The 15,591-nt window shown below is 61.4% G+C and carries 11 protein-coding genes; 4 read left to right on the top strand and 7 right to left on the bottom strand.

Going from position 1 to position 15,591, the window contains the following annotated elements:
- The first annotated feature begins 269 nt into the window (after positions 1 to 269).
- The 3 genes from WBP53_RS08400 (at position 270) to WBP53_RS08390 (ending at position 2,198) form a co-directional block, all read left to right on the top strand.
- Positions 270 to 1,181: an AEC family transporter gene (locus tag WBP53_RS08400; protein ID WP_423927846.1), complete on the top strand. Its 912-nt coding sequence runs from the start codon at positions 270 to 272 to the stop codon at positions 1,179 to 1,181.
- 244 nt (positions 1,182 to 1,425) lie between these two features.
- Positions 1,426 to 1,632 (top strand): hypothetical protein, encoded by a 207-nt coding sequence (locus tag WBP53_RS08395; RefSeq protein WP_423927844.1) that lies wholly within the window; start codon positions 1,426 to 1,428, stop codon positions 1,630 to 1,632.
- A gap of 113 nt (positions 1,633 to 1,745) precedes the next feature.
- Positions 1,746 to 2,198, top strand: a complete 453-nt coding sequence (locus WBP53_RS08390; RefSeq protein ID WP_423927842.1) for a TspO/MBR family protein — start codon at positions 1,746 to 1,748, stop codon at positions 2,196 to 2,198.
- A 6-nt stretch (positions 2,199 to 2,204) separates the two neighbouring features.
- Here the strand turns inward: WBP53_RS08390 and WBP53_RS08385 are convergent, their stop codons facing one another.
- The 7 genes from WBP53_RS08385 to WBP53_RS08355 all read right to left on the bottom strand — a co-directional run bounded on the left by WBP53_RS08385 (position 2,205) and on the right by WBP53_RS08355 (position 14,136).
- Entirely contained in the window at positions 2,205 to 2,879 is a 675-nt protein-coding gene (locus WBP53_RS08385) for a class I SAM-dependent methyltransferase (protein WP_423927840.1), read from the bottom strand.
- Between the two features lie 66 nt (positions 2,880 to 2,945).
- Positions 2,946 to 5,675: a pyruvate dehydrogenase (acetyl-transferring), homodimeric type gene (gene aceE / locus WBP53_RS08380; protein WP_423927838.1), complete on the bottom strand. Its 2,730-nt coding sequence runs from the start codon at positions 5,673 to 5,675 to the stop codon at positions 2,946 to 2,948.
- A gap of 241 nt (positions 5,676 to 5,916) precedes the next feature.
- On the bottom strand, positions 5,917 to 9,186 hold the full coding sequence (locus WBP53_RS08375) for a WD40/YVTN/BNR-like repeat-containing protein (RefSeq protein WP_423927836.1): 3,270 nt from the start codon (positions 9,184 to 9,186) through the stop codon (positions 5,917 to 5,919).
- Positions 9,187 to 9,230: 44 nt separating this feature from the next.
- The gene (locus WBP53_RS08370; RefSeq protein WP_423927834.1) at positions 9,231 to 9,359 is read right to left on the bottom strand and encodes a hypothetical protein; all 129 of its coding nucleotides are present in this window, start codon (positions 9,357 to 9,359) and stop codon (positions 9,231 to 9,233) included.
- A gap of 184 nt (positions 9,360 to 9,543) precedes the next feature.
- Complete coding sequence (locus WBP53_RS08365; protein ID WP_423927832.1) at positions 9,544 to 11,340, bottom strand: Kelch repeat-containing protein; 1,797 nt, start codon at positions 11,338 to 11,340, stop codon at positions 9,544 to 9,546.
- Positions 11,341 to 11,828: 488 nt separating this feature from the next.
- Complete coding sequence (gene rsgA / locus WBP53_RS08360) at positions 11,829 to 12,905, bottom strand: ribosome small subunit-dependent GTPase A (protein ID WP_423927830.1); 1,077 nt, start codon at positions 12,903 to 12,905, stop codon at positions 11,829 to 11,831.
- A 115-nt stretch (positions 12,906 to 13,020) separates the two neighbouring features.
- Positions 13,021 to 14,136: an efflux RND transporter periplasmic adaptor subunit gene (locus WBP53_RS08355; protein WP_423927828.1), complete on the bottom strand. Its 1,116-nt coding sequence runs from the start codon at positions 14,134 to 14,136 to the stop codon at positions 13,021 to 13,023.
- Between the two features lie 246 nt (positions 14,137 to 14,382).
- Here WBP53_RS08355 and WBP53_RS08350 point away from each other — a divergent pair.
- Positions 14,383 to 15,591: aminotransferase class I/II-fold pyridoxal phosphate-dependent enzyme (locus WBP53_RS08350; protein WP_423927826.1), on the top strand; the 1,209-nt coding region annotated here is incomplete at its 3' end.

The raw sequence follows: 15,591 nt of genomic DNA, 5'->3' as shown, positions 1-15,591 counted from the left end.
GCGGATGGCTGGGATGCAGCAGTGGGCCGCCTGTCGATGCCATCCGGGCCAAGCGGTCATCCCTATTCGACTGACGCGCGATTTTGGATTCGAATTGCCTCGGCAAACGGGGAACGGGCAGGCCATGGGTTGGAGGCATGCGCATCCGGATATCCAGGCTGTTGTCCGGTTCTCATGAGGAGACGTGGCTTGCCATCGACGCGCCCTGATCACTCCATGCAGGCCGGGCCTATCCCGATGCTGAAGCGGTTTTCCATGGGTGACCGAAAATGTCGGTCATAGCGATATTCGCGTCTATCGTCATCCTGCTGGCGGTCGGACGCTTCCTCGATTGGCGCAGGCTGGTGCCGGAAAGTACGGCGCGAATCCTGAATCTGATCGTGATCAACGTCTGTCTGCCTGCGGCCATCTTGCTGCATGCGCCGGGCCTCCGCTTCGGATCGGATCTGATTGGCCTCGTGTTCATTCCTTGGGCCATCCTGCTGGTCACGCTCGTCGTCGTGTGGCCCGCGGCAAGGCTGCTCCGATTTGATCGCGGCAGTACCGCAAACCTGTTGTTGCAGGTTCCGCTGGGCAACACCTCGTTCATCGGCTATGCGCTGATTCCGGTGCTGGTCGGTGCCAGTGCCATGCGTTACGCCGTGGTCTATGACCAGTTGGGCTCGTTCCTGATCCTGACCACCTGGGGGTTGTTCGTGGTGGCCTGGTTCGGTGGCGGTGAACGACCCAACGCGATCCGCATCGTGCGCCGCATCGTGATTTTCCCGCCTTTCATCGCACTCGTCGTTGCGTTGACGATCATGCCCGCCGATCCAGCGCCAGCCATCAAGCAGGGCCTGCAGTGGCTTGCCGATGCCCTGCTGCCGATCGTCGTACTCGCGCTTGGCATGCAGTTGCGCTTGCATCTGCCCGGGCATCATCGACTCCCGCTGGTGATTGGCCTGGTCGCGAAGCTGGTGTTGATGCCGCTGGTTGCATGGGGACTTTGCGCCTGGTTCCAGCTGCCGGCGGAAATCAGCCTGGTCGCCATATACCTGACTGCAATGCCCCCGATGATGACCTCCGGTGCGTTGTTGTCGTCTGCAGGGCTGGCGCCGGAACTGGCTTCGGCCCTGGTTGGCTACGGCCTGGTCGCGTCCATGATCACGCTTCCGTTGTGGCATTGGGTGCTGAATGGCTGAGCGTGCGGGATGGGCAAATTGAGCCTTCAGGTCGGTCATCCTGGGTGGAGCAGCAGCCATGAAGAAACCGCATTCGCTACGCATCAGTGATGGCTTCGGTCAGCGTGGCTCGGAAGTCGCGCGCATTCAAGCGTCTGTCGATGCTGCCCTCGCATTCGCCGAGACATTCCGCCGAATTCGACTAGCACGATTCCCGGAACGTGCGACGGGCGGCTGCTTGTGATGAAAGCACCCGGCATTCTTGGTGAGCATCGAAATGATCGCCTTGTTCTGGTACGGCCACGCAGGACATGCGCAACGTGCTGGACTCGACGACACGGCGTCGGTGCTGAGGCGAATTGTCCCGGTGTTTCTGGTGCCCGTGTTCGTTTACCCGCTCAAGGTGTCGGTTGCGAGTTTCTTCCCGTTGACCAGCTCGGGCCAGCTTCTGCCAACGATGCGATCCGGGTGACCGAGCCGGCGCTGAGCGGCCACCGGACCCGACCCGGGAATTTCGCCGTTAATCGGCGGTTGGACCGGTTCGTGTAGGGTGGTTCCGACAAGCCGAGCCCGGAGAGTGAAAACATGCGTGGATGGAAGAGCCTGATCGTGTTTCTGCTGCTGGTTCTGGCTGCCGCACTGGCGGGTGCCATGTCGGCACCGGATGCATGGTTCGCTGCCCTTGAAAAGCCAGCCTTCAATCCACCGAACTGGATCTTCGGGCCAGCATGGACCTTGCTCTACATTCTGATGGCCGTCGCGGCCTGGCGTGTCTACCGGGTAGCCGGGCTGGGGCTCGCAATCGGACTTTGGGCGGTACAGTTGGTGGTCAACGCCATCTGGTCGCCGCTGTTCTTCGGCTTGCACCGCATCGACCTGGCTTTGCTCAACATCGTCGTCCTCGATGTACTGGTCGTGGCAACCATCATCAGGTTTTTCAGGCACGACCGAATGGCTGGCTGGATGATGCTGCCGTACTTGGGCTGGATCCTGTTTGCCACGACACTCAATATTGCGATCTGGCAGCTCAATCGCTGAGTCCGCTCAGGCGGCCCTGTCGGCTGCGGGTCTTTCCGCACATATCAGCCAGTTCTCGAACGGCAGGCGTGCGCGCAGAGGTGTAAAGCTGGGCTGCATCCGATGCTTGGCGAAGCGGGATTCGAGGTCCTCCCGACGGGGATAGCGGTTCGGACCCACGTTCATCCAGCGTGTCAGCCTGGCCAGGCGATCAACGTTCTGCGTAAACCGTGTGCGCAGGCCCGTGCGCTGCAAACCCGTTCGAATGACCAGGATTCCACCGGGGCTCAGGCTCGCAATTGCGCGTTCCAGCACCGCGTCCTGCGCTTCGGGTGGCAGGAACTGGATGATATCGAGCAAGGCCACGTTGCCGCGGTGATTTGGGAAATCTTTCGCCAGGTCGACGATATCGAAGCTCAGGCCGGTCAGGCCCGCGCGCCTGGAGGATGCTCGCGCCGACTCGATCTTGCGTGCATCAATGTCCACGCCTGCATAGTCGGCCTTGAATCCCTGCGCGCGCAACGTATGGGCAAGCAGGCCTATGCCGCAACCCACATCGAGCAGCCGCTCGCTACGACCGCCCAGCACCTCGCCGACACCAACATAAAGTGGATCGGTCGTCAGCTTGATGCGACTGTAGTAGTAGTGCGTATGGTTCGGCAGGAAGTGCCGCGCGACATCGCGAAATAGGGGATGCATCATCTGTGCGTAGTCTGCCGGCACACGGGACGGCTGGCGGAGTATCCCGCCCGTCCCGTGTGCCTGTTGTCAGACTGTCGCAGGATTGGGCTTGTCTGGATCAAGCTTCCATTGCTTGATCGCCCTCGCGACATCTTCCGGATTCATCTTGCCTTCTGCCGCCAGTGCGGCAATGGCTGCATGCGCGATCCAGTAGCGATCCACCTCGAAGAATCCGCGCAGGGCTTCGCGTGAATCGCTGCGTCCGTAGCCGTCGGTACCGAGGGCGATGAACGCGCGGTCATTCGGAATGAAGGCGCGGATCTGGTCCGAGTAGGCACGCACATAGTCGGTCGCTGCCACCACCGGACCGGCATGGTCCTCGAGGCATTCGGCCACCCAGGACTTGCGTGGCTTCTTGTCCATCGGATGCAGGCGGTTCCAGCGCTCGACATCGAATCCATCCCGGCGCAGTTCGTTGAAACTCGGGCATGACCAGATCGTGCTGGAGACGCCAAATTCTTCTTCAAGCAAATCCGCCGCCGCGATGACTTCGCGCAGGATCGTGCCACTGCCCATCAACTGAACCTGCGGAATGTTCTTTGCCTTTGTTTTTGCTTTTGCTTTTGAAGAATCCCCATTCCCGGATGCCGAATCCTGCAACAAGTACATGCCCTTGATGATTCCCGCCTCGGCGCCCTTGGGCATCTCCGGGTGCGCGTAGTTCTCGTTCATCAGGGTGATGTAGTAATAGGTGTCTTCCTGTTCGGTGAGCATGCGGCGCACGCCATCCTGCAGGATCACCGCGACTTCGAACGAGAACGTCGGATCGTATCCGCGGCAGTTCGGTATCGCGCCAGCGAGCAGGTGCGAATGGCCATCCTCATGCTGCAAGCCCTCGCCATTGAGCGTGGTGCGCCCTGCAGTACCGCCGAGCAGGAAGCCGCGCGCGCGCATGTCACCGGCTGCCCAGGCGAGGTCGCCGATGCGCTGGAAGCCGAACATCGAGTAATAGATGTAGAACGGCAGCATCGGAACGTTGCTGACCGAATAGCTGGTCGCCGCGGCCATCCATGAAGAGAACGCACCCGGCTCGCTGATGCCTTGCTGCAGCACCTGGCCTGACTGGTCTTCGCGGTAGAACATGAGCTGGTCGGCGTCCATCGGCTTGTACTTCTGGCCGAATGGCGCATAGATGCCGATCTGGCGGAACATGCCTTCCATGCCGAACGTGCGCGCCTCATCGGCGACGATCGGCACGATGCGCGGGCCGATGATCTTGTCGCGCAAGAGAAGGTTCATGCCGCGCACAAAGGCCATGGTGGTCGAAATCTCGCGTTCGCCGGAGCCCTTGGTCAGCGCTTCCAGTGCACCGAGTTCCGGCGTGGCCAGGGTTTCCGATTTCATCCGCCTCTGCGGCAGGAAGCCACCCAGAGCTTCGCGGCGCTCAAGCATGTACTTCACTTCCGGCGAGTCCTTGCCCGGATGGTAGTAGGGCACCGACGGTAGATCCTCGTCGGAGATCGGAATATTGAAGCGATCTCGGAATGCGCGCACCGCGGCATCGTCCATCTTCTTCTGCTGATGGGTGATGTTCTGCGATTCGCCGGCACTGCCCATGCCGTAGCCCTTGACCGTCTTGGCCAGGATCACGGTCGGCATGCCCTTGGTGTTCACGGCCTGGTGATAGGCAGCGTATACCTTGTGCGGATCATGGCCGCCGCGATTCAGGCGCCAGATGTCATCGTCGGAAAGGCTGGCAACGAGCTGGGCGGTCTCCGGATACTTGCCGAAGAAATGCTCGCGCGTGTAGGCACCGCCGAAGGCCTTGCAGTTCTGGTACTCGCCGTCGACCGTTTCCATCATGAGCTTGCGCAGCATGCCCTTGGTGTCGCGCGCGAGAAGCGGGTCCCAATAGCTGCCCCAGCACAGCTTGATCGCGTTCCAGCCGGCGCCACGGAACACGCCTTCGAGTTCCTGGATGATCTTGCCGTTGCCGCGGACCGGGCCATCGAGGCGCTGCAGGTTGCAGTTGACCACGAAGATGAGATTGTCGAGTCCTTCGCGTCCGGCCAGCGAAATGGCGCCCAGCGATTCGGGTTCGTCCGACTCGCCGTCACCGATAAAGCACCAGATCTTGCGGTCGCTGGGTTCGATCAGGCCGCGATGCTCGAGGTACTTCATGAACTGGGCCTGGTAAATCGCCTGCAACGGGCCCAGGCCCATCGACACGGTCGGTACCTGCCAGTAGTCAGGCATCAGCCATGGATGGGGATAGGACGACAGCCCGTTGCCCTTGCCCTGGACTTCCATGCGGAAATGATCGAGCTGTTCCGTGCTGACACGACCTTCGAGGAAGGAACGTGCGTAGACGCCCGGGCTGGAATGACCCTGATGGAAAATCAGGTCGCCAGGATGCTCCTCGCTCGGTGCTCGCCAGAAATGGTTGAAGCCGACGTCGTAAAGCGTCGCGCTGGAAGCGAAGCTCGCGATATGACCACCCAGATCGCCAGGCTTGCGGTTGGCGCGGATGACCATGGCCATGGCATTCCAGCGCACCAGTGAGCGGATCCGCCATTCCATCGCCGGATCCCCCGGGCTTTTGGCTTCCATGTGCGGCGGAATCGTATTGATGTATTCGGTGGTCGGCTGGAACGGCAGGTGGCCGCCGGCGCGCCGGGTTTCCTCGACCATGCGCTCGAGCAGGAAGTGCGCACGCTCGGGGCCGTCGGTCTGGATGATCGCCTGCAGCGATTCGGTCCATTCCTGAGTTTCGACCGGGTCGAGATCCTGATCGAGAATGTCCTGGAGCTGGTTCATGCGGGTTCCTCGCGGGCGAGCGTTCTTTAGGGGAATGTAGCCGACCATACAGTGACGGTCATCAGACCCCGCAGTTTAGCCGGGCTGCGGGTTTCGTGCATGTTCGAGGTCGAGGACGTGACGCGCAGAAAAATCATGGATCCTGCGGGATCTTCGTTCGCCGCCAGCCGGTTGGATAACGAACCGTGATCCGCGGCGACTCGACAAGCTCGCCACGGAGATTCGACCAACCCGTCGATCCCTAGCCTCCCGGCAGGGGTTGCCCGGGCGACCACGGCGCGCCTGCCGCTTGCAAGCTCTGTTCTATCGCCGGCAGGGTCAGTTCCTCGAGTTGCTTGACCTGACCACTCAGCGACGCGAGCTCGGCCTCTGCAAGCTCGAGGCTGCGCTCATGACTGGGCGTTGGGCCGTAGCTGGAGAAGGCGACACCCAGCATGGCGTGCCAGTAGCGCTGGGCAAGAACGTGAGTATCGGGTTCACCAACCTCCGCTTTCGATGCATTGTTGGAGAAAGCCTGTTCGATCTCGAAAAGTGTTTGCCGGGCGGCTTCGAACTGTTTGTCGACCGACGGGCCTGCCTGCGAACGGGCCAGGGCCTCGCCGAGCTGGTCAACTCGCGATTTCAGCGCCGGCATGTGCAGGTTGGCTGCCGATACGCCCGCGTTGACTCGTGCCAGTCGCTTCAGGAACGCACCGGTTTCGGCTAGCGACTTGGCGGGCAGGGAGCCGGTACGCATCTGCTCGACCTTGACCTCGACCGGCCCGGCTATCGCGGTGACGACGCCGTCGATGCGCTGCTCAAGCGTTGCGCTGTATTGGCCCGGCATGGCAAGGAAACCAACCGGCTCGGGATTGAAGTAGTCCGGCGGCGTGCCAATCGCGTCCATCGACGGGTAGCGCAGGTCCCAGCTCACCCGCTGGATGCCCTTCTTGGCAGGTGCAGGAACGCGACGCACGACATCGCCTTCGGTGTCGCGAATCACCAGCATCAGTGCCGGTTCCTGTTCACGTCGCTCGGCTTCAAGTGCGGTCCAGCCTGGCACGGGCGTGTCCTTGCCGGCCTCGATCAGCGGTTTCTCGTCGGCCTTGCGCTTGTCGGCGCGGCTCTGGATGTCATCCTTCAGGTAGTAGGTGAATGTCGCGCCGAAGTCGGGATTCGGCGCAACGAAGTAGCCGTCGCCCTGGTCCGCCTTGCCGTCTCCTCCCATCGGGCGTCGTTCGATGTACCACCAGGCCCGTCGCGGCGTGAACAGCGTGGCCTCATTTTCCAGCGCAGCGGCATCAATCTGACGCAATGCGGAGTAGTCGTCGAGGACGAAGAAGCCGCGGCCAAACGATGCACCGACCAGGTCATTTTCCCGACGCTGGATAGTCACGTCGCGGAACGAGATCGTGGGTGCGTCGCCTTTCAGTTGTACCCAGTGGTGGCCGGTATCTGGCGTGAAGTAGAGGCCGAACTCGGTTGCGGCAAAAAACAGTTCGGGTTTGACGTGATCCTGCACCAGCCGCCATACAAGATGCCGATCGGGCAGGTCGCCGACCATCGAACTCCAACTGCGGCCACGGTCGGTCGAGCGGTAGAGGTAAGGCTTGAAGTCGCCGTTCTTGTGATTGTCGAGTGCGACGTAGACCGTGTCGGCATCGAACAGATCGGCACGAATATCATTGACGAAGGCATCCTTGGGTACACCTGACAGGCTTCCGACCGATACCGAGCGCCAGCTTTCGCCGCCGTTCTCGCTGATCTGGATGAGACCGTCATCGGTTCCGGCATACAGCAGGCCCTCGACCTTTGGTGACTCGGCCAACGAGGTGATGCTGCCGAAATTGGACATCGCAAACATGTCCCAGGCCGAATCCCAGCTCTGCTGGCGACCCATCAGCGGCATCTGCATGCGATCGCGAGCCTGGCTGAGATCGGTTGAAATCGGTCGCCAGGTGTCGCCACGGTTGTCGGAACGCCATACCCGTTGCGATGCGAAATAGACCCGCTTGGGATCATGCGGGCTGACCAGGATAGGCGCGTCCCAATTGAATCGCTCCGGTGCGTCGCCAGGTTCGGGCTGCGGCTGGATATAGACGATCTCACCGGTACTGCGGTCATAACGAACCAGGTTGCCTTCCTGCCATTCGGCATAGACGATATTCGGGTTGCCTGGTTCGGTGGCCGATTGATGGCCATCGGCAAAGAGCGTGATGAACCAGTCGGAATTGCGAATGCCGTTGCGATTGTCGGTCCGCGATGGTCCGCCCTGGGAGGAGTTGTCCTGGGTGCCACCGTAGATGTTGTAGAACGGGAGATCGTCGTCGACGGCGACCTTGTAGAACTGGGTCACCGGAAGGTTGTCGATGTAGCGCCAGGTCTTGGCAAGATCAACGCTCTCATAAAGCCCACCATCGCTGCCGACGAGCAGGTATTCAGGGTTGTCGGCGCGGAAGGCCAATGCGTGGTTGTCCGAATGCTTGTGTGCTTCACTCATGGTCCGGAACGTCTTGCCGCCATCGTCGCTGATCTGAATGCGCACGTCGGCGAGGTAGATGCGATCGAATGCGTGCGGGCTGGCGTACAGCTCCTGGTAGTAGTGCGGGCCGGTGCCGCCCGAAACCGTATCCGAGCGCTTTTCCCAGCTACTGCCGCGATTGCTCGAGCGATAGAACGCGCCCTTGCGGCGTTCAAGTTCAATCGCTGCGTAGAGCACATCCGGATCCTGCGGCGAAATGGCCAGGCCGATCTTGCCCATCGGGCCTTCCGGCAAGCCCGTCTTCAGGCGCTCCCAGGTCATGCCGCCATCGGTGGAGCGATGCAGTCCCGATTCCGGGCCACCGCCGACAAAGGCGGCGACCGAACGCTGGCGTTGCCAGGTTGCCGCGTACAGGAGATCCGGATCGCGCGGGTCGATCACGATGTCGGTGGCGCCGGTCCATTCTCCGGCATCGAGTACCCGCTTCCAGGTTTCGCCGCCATCGACCGTCTTGTACACGCCACGTTCTCCACCCTTCGACCAGAGTGGACCCTGGGCGGCTACCCAGACGATCTTGCCGTCGTCCGGATGGACAACGATTCTGGAGATGCGCTCACTGGCCTTGAGGCCCATGTTCTTCCAGGTCGCGCCGCCATCCTGACTGCGATAGACGCCGTCGCCAAAGCCGACATGGCGCCCGCCGACGTTCTCGCCCGTGCCAACCCAGACCGTGTGACGATTGCTCGGGTCTAGGGTCACGCTGCCGATCGAGTACGAGCCCTGGCCGTCGAATACGGAAGCCCAGGTCGTGCCTGCGTTTTCGGTTTTCCAGACACCGCCTGAGCCGACCGCTACATACCAGGTGCTGGTGTCGACCGGATCAATGGCGATATCCGCTATCCGACCGGACATCAGGGCCGGGCCGATACCGCGGAGCTTCATGCCAGAGAAGGTGTCGGCATTCAGCGCGCTTTTCGACTTCTCGGCACCGAGTGTTGAAAAGCAGCACGTCAGCAGCACAGCCATTGCTGCAGTCAGCCAGTATTTCATGTGGAGTTCCCCCGGTTGGACAAGTCGAGTCTAGCTTGAACAACTCATGAGGTTGCAACACCACGTGCCGATACGTGGTTGTCCGGAATCTGCAGGCGCCAGGCTGAAGGGTTGCCCGCATCGGATCGACGCATGATTTCATGCTGTCGGATGCTTGTTCGCGGAGTGCTCATGAGCACTCCGCGTGGTGACGAACGCTCGCAGGACATGGTACGCATGCAACTGCTATTCGCACCGGTGCGAAGTTCGTCCGTATCCCGTTCTGCGCCGTCGACGGAATCGGTTTCAAGCTATCCGATGCATTCTCGGATCATGGATCCACGGCGCTCTCGAGATTGGCCTGCCGCCAGGTCGGCGCTACTGGCTGAAGTCGATGGAGAACAGTTGCCCCGTGGCGCAGCAGGCCGAGCCCGGTGCTGTGGAGCCACTGACAAAATAGACACGATCGTTGAGCGTCGCCGCGGCGGTACCATGAACCGGAACCGGCAGGTTGGAGGCTATTGCCCAGCCCGACGAGCCCGCAGCGTAGACCTCGACGGTCGGTTCCAGTCGACGTGTGCCGGTAATGACTTCGCCACCACCGATGACAATTTGGTGTCCGACCACGGCTGCACCGAACCCGCCGCGAAAGTTGTTGGTCAATGGGCCGGCACGCCAGGTTTCGGAAACGGGATCATAAATGGCGACACGATTGGTTTCCGGGCTGCGACCACCGATCACCCAGATCTCGCCGAGGAATGCCTGAATCTGGGCGTGATCGCGCTGGCTCGAATCAACCGGTCGACGAATCAGTCGGCGTGTTCGTTGACGCGGCTCGTACTCCCAGAGGTCGCCGGAGCTGGTGCCGATGAAGACACGTCCGTTGAGTACGGCGGCTCGGCTTCCGTAATTGAAGGGAAGTTCCGGGCGTGCTTCCCAGGTGCCATCGAGAACATCGTAGCGATAACCGCTGCTTCCAGTTTCACCGCCGCCATTGGCAGAACCTCCGGTATAGAACACGCCTCCATCAATCGAGAACGCGGAAAGATGATCTCGTCCGGCAGGCAGTTGGCTCAATGTTGCCCACTGGTTGGTGGCGGGATCGTAGCGCTTGAATCCGCGCGGATCGCCGTATCCACCCATGGCATAAAGTTGCCCGTTGGCCGTCGTGACATCGAGCTCGGATTGGGCAGACGCCGGCATGCTGGCATGTTGCGTCCAGGTTCCGCCTGTCATCGCCTGCGGCGTGCCATCAATGCATTCGGAGCTCGCAAGCGTAGTCAATCGTACTGGCTGGAAGCTGCCGCTGCCGTATCCGGCAACAGTAGAGCTGAACTCGAATTGTGCATGCCGACAATCGGTGAACGTGATGTTCAACTCGCCCCAGGGCGAGCGGACAACATCGTCCGGGTCGAACGCGTCGCCGAATCGCGCCCCTTGTGCCACATACATGTCGGCTATTTCAAAGCCATCACCCTTGCGGGTTCCCAGGCCCAGCACATAGGCACGGTTTCCAGCCGGGTCGTAGGTGAACCAGTTGACCAACAGGCGATCGCCGGAAAGCTCCTGCAGATACCATCCTTCGCCGGAGCGTGATGGTTCGTACCACGCGCCGCTGTAGTTGCGCAGTCCCTCAAGAGCGCGCCCGCCGGTCGCTGTAATTGCCCGATTGCCTGCGCAGTCAAGCTGGTCGATCGCAGCCAATCGGGTCATCGGGTATTCACCGCTTCCGTGCGACTCGGGCCCTGCATAGCGAAAAGTACCGGAGTTGCAATCGTCAAACTCGAGTTCCAGAGTTCCCCACTCGACCCGGCTTATCGCATCGGGATCGAATGCGTCGCCCCAGGCTCCGCCGAATGCGCGGTACATGCGGTCGAACCGGACCTTGTTGCCGACGACGTATCCGCCTTCCCCGACGATCCAGTCCTGGGTGCCGGGTTCTCCGGTAGCCGGAAACGTGAACCAGTTCACCAGCAACGTGCCGTTCGGCAGATAGCCCAGCACGAAGCCTTCGCCACTGCGCTGCGGGTTGTACCACGGGCCACTGATCCCGGGTCCCGGCCAATAACTGTCTTCCCCATGGGGGGGTGGTGAATGCGTTCCACCATCGTGGGCAGAAACAACGCTGAAAGCAGCGGCAAGAATCACGACACAGAGCAGGCCCAACGCGCGCATGACAACTCCTGATATCCGTTTCGTCAGAACATTATACGAACGAATTCGTATGTCAATACTTCCGCATGAACTTCGCTGTTGTCAGTCAGGCTATTCACAATCTGCAATCGTTGCGCAGGTCGATACCGGTTCTGCGCGCGTCCACGCATGTGCGCACATTGTCGTCCGCTACCTGCAACGCGTTCAGCAGTTCAGTAACTGCTGCATGCGCTGCAGGGCGCCTCGCCAGCCCAAGCACAAGCGTGCACCGGTCGCGTGCGAAGAAATGCAATTGATCAAGCGTGGCAGCCTGTTGCGCGGTTGCCTGTGAACGGCGGGCTCAACGTATCTGGCCAATCCGCTGTACTTGCCCGTCGACATCGTGCCGGTTGGGTGTAGCAGCCAGCCTCGAATTCACTGCGGAATGGTCATCAGACGATTCGCGCGTTCTGTGCGATAACAGCGAAATGCACATTCATGAATCGACACGGGCAAGGCGCGTGTCCTGCTCAGTGCCTGCCGTACTTCTCGTCCAGGCGGCGACCCAGTGCCTTGGTCTGGATGCGGGTTTCACTCTTGCGCCGGAGTTGCAACTCGAGGCTGTCCGCGGCGGCCGCAAGTTCGCCGCGAAGCTTGAGGTAGTTGTGCCAACGCGCGTTGTCGAGCCGGCCATCGTCCAGTGCAGCACGCACGACGCAGCCGGGCTCGCTCAGGTGGCTGCAGTCCCCGAAACGACAATTCTGGGCGAGCTCTTCGATGTCGCCGAACTGGCTGCCATCGAGAGTCTCTTCTCCGGTCAGCTTGATTTCACGCATGCCCGGGGTGTCGATCAGGCAACCGCCGGTAGGCAGCTGGATCAGGGCGCGATAAGTCGTCGTGTGTCGACCGCGGCTGTCGGTCTCACGGACACTGTTGGTGGCCTGGCGTGATTCACCGAGCAGGGTATTGGTCAGCGTTGATTTGCCGACACCCGATGAGCCGACCAGGACGGTTGAGCTTCCCGGGCCAAAAAATTTCAGCAAGCCGGCGACGCTGTCCGCCGATCTGGCATTGATTGCGATGACTTCTATTTCGGCGGGCACCCGGCTGCGCATTTCCTCCAGCGACACCTCCATGTCATCAGTGGTATCGGCCTTGGTCAGTACCACGACGGCTTTTGCGCCGCTGCCCTCGACAAGCATCAGGTAGCGATCGATGCGCGCCGGATTGAAATCGCCATCGAGGCCGCTGACAACCATGACGGTGTCGATGTTGGTGGCGATCAACTGGCGTTGATGACGTTCACCGGCTGCCGCACGTGCCAGTGTGCTGCGTCGGGGAAGAACCTTTTCAATGGACGGTGGCTTGTGCGTGCTGACTTGTACGAAATCACCCACAGCGGGGCGTTCGGTCGGATCGATGGTGGGTTTCAGGAAGCGTGGCGCGGGCTGCGCATTGAATGCGCTCACGCCATCATGCAATTCGTATCCGGCGCGGTGCTGGGCGATGACGCGTGCGATCCGGAATTCCGGATGATCGGCAGGGGCGGCGGGAATATCGCCACGCCAGCCAATACTTGAAAGCGGGGTTTCGGGGGAGTCAGCCATCGCCCGGATTCTATCCCGAACCTTTCACGAGGTCGCTGGAAATCGAACGCCTGGACCGAAGTGCAGGCGTTCCCGGTGGGGTCTGTCGGCGGCTGGCCGGAGGGTCAGATCTGACTCAGGGGCCGTTGCCGCTTGCGATGGCCACGGAGCGCGACGGCGCCATGCTCGCGTTGGGGTCGCTGCCGAGGACCTCGACAAGCACGCCGTCACTGAGGGCTGCCTGGCCAGTCACGACGACTTCCGCGCCTGCAACAAGACCCTCAAGCACCTGGATGCTGGCTTCGTTCTGGTGGCCCAGGCGGACGGGCGTGCGTACAGCCTTTCCGTTTTCGATGACGTACGCAAAATTCGTGTCGCGGCTACCCAGCACCGCCGTCTTTGGCAACAGCACGGCATTGGCCACATGCAGGAATGCGATATCCATGCGCGTGAACAGGCCCGGGCGCAGCGTCCTGTCACGATTGTCGATGCGCACGGTGACCTTGACGGTACCGCTGTCGCTGTCGACCACGGGTGCCACGCGCTCCACCTCAGCATCGAATTGGCGGTTGGCCAGGGCGTCCACGGTGAAGCTGACGGGCTGACCGGCAGCCAGGGCGACCGCATCACGTTCCGGCACACGCAATTCGGCACGCAGATCGTTGAAGTTGGCCATGTCGAAAACGGGGTCGCCGGTTTCGAGCAGCTGGCCCTTCTTGATCCAGCGACGCGTGACTACGCCATCGAATGGAGCGCGAATTTCAGCCTTGCTGACCACGACACGGGCAAGATCAACGTCCGCGCGACGCACGGCATAGTCCGATTCTGCCTGGTCCTGGAGGGTGGCTGCGATCAGCTTGCGATCGAGCAGCTTCTCGCCACGGTCAACATCATTCTTGCGGCGCTGCAGATCTGCCTCGGCTTCGCGCAGTTGCAGGCGGCTATGGGCGGCATCGACGCGGGCCAGCAACTGACCCTTCTTGACGCTGTCGCCTTCCTCAACAAGCAATTGGAGCACTGTGCCAGGCACTTCGCTGATCAGCTTGGCTTCGAATTCGGCTTGCAAGGTGGCCGTCGCCGAATAGCGCGCAGTCAGCTCGCCTTGCTCGACGCGTGCGGTCTCAACAGGCAGGCCGGCCTTGGTCTCGGTTTTCTGTTCCGCGACCGAATCGGATGCCGGGCTGCCCGTGCAGCCGGTGACGGCGGCGGACAGGGCGAGGGCAATGAGGATGGTGGGGATTTGGCGGGACATGGTCTGTGTTGTCAGGGTAGTGTTGTAGATGACTATAACACCAGAACTCAGGCTGTCAATGTTCTGGCGGCGGATTGTGCAGTTGCGGCAAAGGAGGTGCGCCTGCCGAAGGTACTGACCGGCAGTGGTCGGACATGTGGGGATATTGGATGCTCGAAGTGCGCGATTGGTTGCATGGCGGCTTGTGTGCAGCGCAGCAAGAGTTGTTGCTAAGATGCCGATTTGCCGCCCTCTGTCTGCTCGAACATGCCAAATCGACCTGTCGAAACCAGTTCCCGTCTCGCCGAAGTCCGCTACGAAATTCGTGGCACGCTCAGTCACCGGGCGCGTGATCTCGAAGCCGAAGGCCGCGATATCGTCCGCCTCAATATTGGCAACCCGGGCGCTTTCGGATTCGAGACTCCGGCCCACATCCGCGAGGCAGTCACCCATTCTCTGCCGCGCAGCGAAGCCTACTGCCAGCAGCAGGGCCTGCCACTGGCGCGCGAGGCTATTGCGGCCCAACAGCGCGCGCGCGGGTCAGTGACAGTCAATGCGGATCGGGTCTTTGTAGGCAATGGTGTCAGCGAACTGATCGACCTGAGTCTGCGCGCGCTGCTCGAACAGGGCGACGAGGTACTGATTCCCGCGCCCGACTATCCGCTCTGGACGGCGGCCACGATCCTCAATGGCGGCAAGGCCGTTCACTACCCCTGCCCGGCGCAACGTGGCCACCTTCCCGATGTCGATGAACTGGCGGCATTGATCTCCCCGCGCACGCGCGCCATCGTGCTCATCAATCCGAACAATCCGACCGGGGCCAACTATCCGCGCGAGTTGCTGGCAGCTGTTGTCGAACTCGCCGAACGTCATGGCCTGGTGTTGCTGGCCGACGAAATCTACGACGGCATTCTCTACGACGGAGCCCGTTTCGAGCCATTGGCTCCGTTGGCCGGCAATGTACCGTGCCTCAGCTTTGGCGGGCTCAGCAAGGTGCACCGTGCCTGCGGTTACCGGGTAGGCTGGTTCAGCGTTTCCGGCAGCCTGGCGCGCGTGACCGACATGCTGCATGCCTTCGATCTGCTCGCCGCGCTACGTCTGTGTGGCAACGTGCCCGGCCAGTGGGCCATCGAACCGGCGATGCAGGGTCCCGATACGATCAGGACGCTGACAGATCCGGGCGGCCGTCTGCATGCGTCGCGCGAGTCGGTGCTGGCTGCCGTTGCGCGCAGCGACTTCATGCGCGTAGTCGCTCCCGAAGCGGCGCTATACGCATTCCCGGGAATCGATCTTGATGTGCTGCCACAGTTCGACGACGAAGCATTTGCGCTGCACTTGCTGGAAACCGAGAACGTGCTGATCGTCCCTGGTTCCAGTTTCAACGTCGACTATCGCAACCATTTCCGCATCACCTTGCTGCCTGAAGCGAGCGTGATCGATGACGTGTTCGAGCGCATTGAACGCGCCTTGCTGCGC

This window comes from Dokdonella sp., from assembly GCF_049593775.1.
GTDB lineage: Bacteria > Pseudomonadota > Gammaproteobacteria > Xanthomonadales > Rhodanobacteraceae > Dokdonella.
The sequence above is the reverse complement of the archived record's forward strand: the minus strand, read 5'-3'. Positions and strand labels throughout refer to the sequence as shown.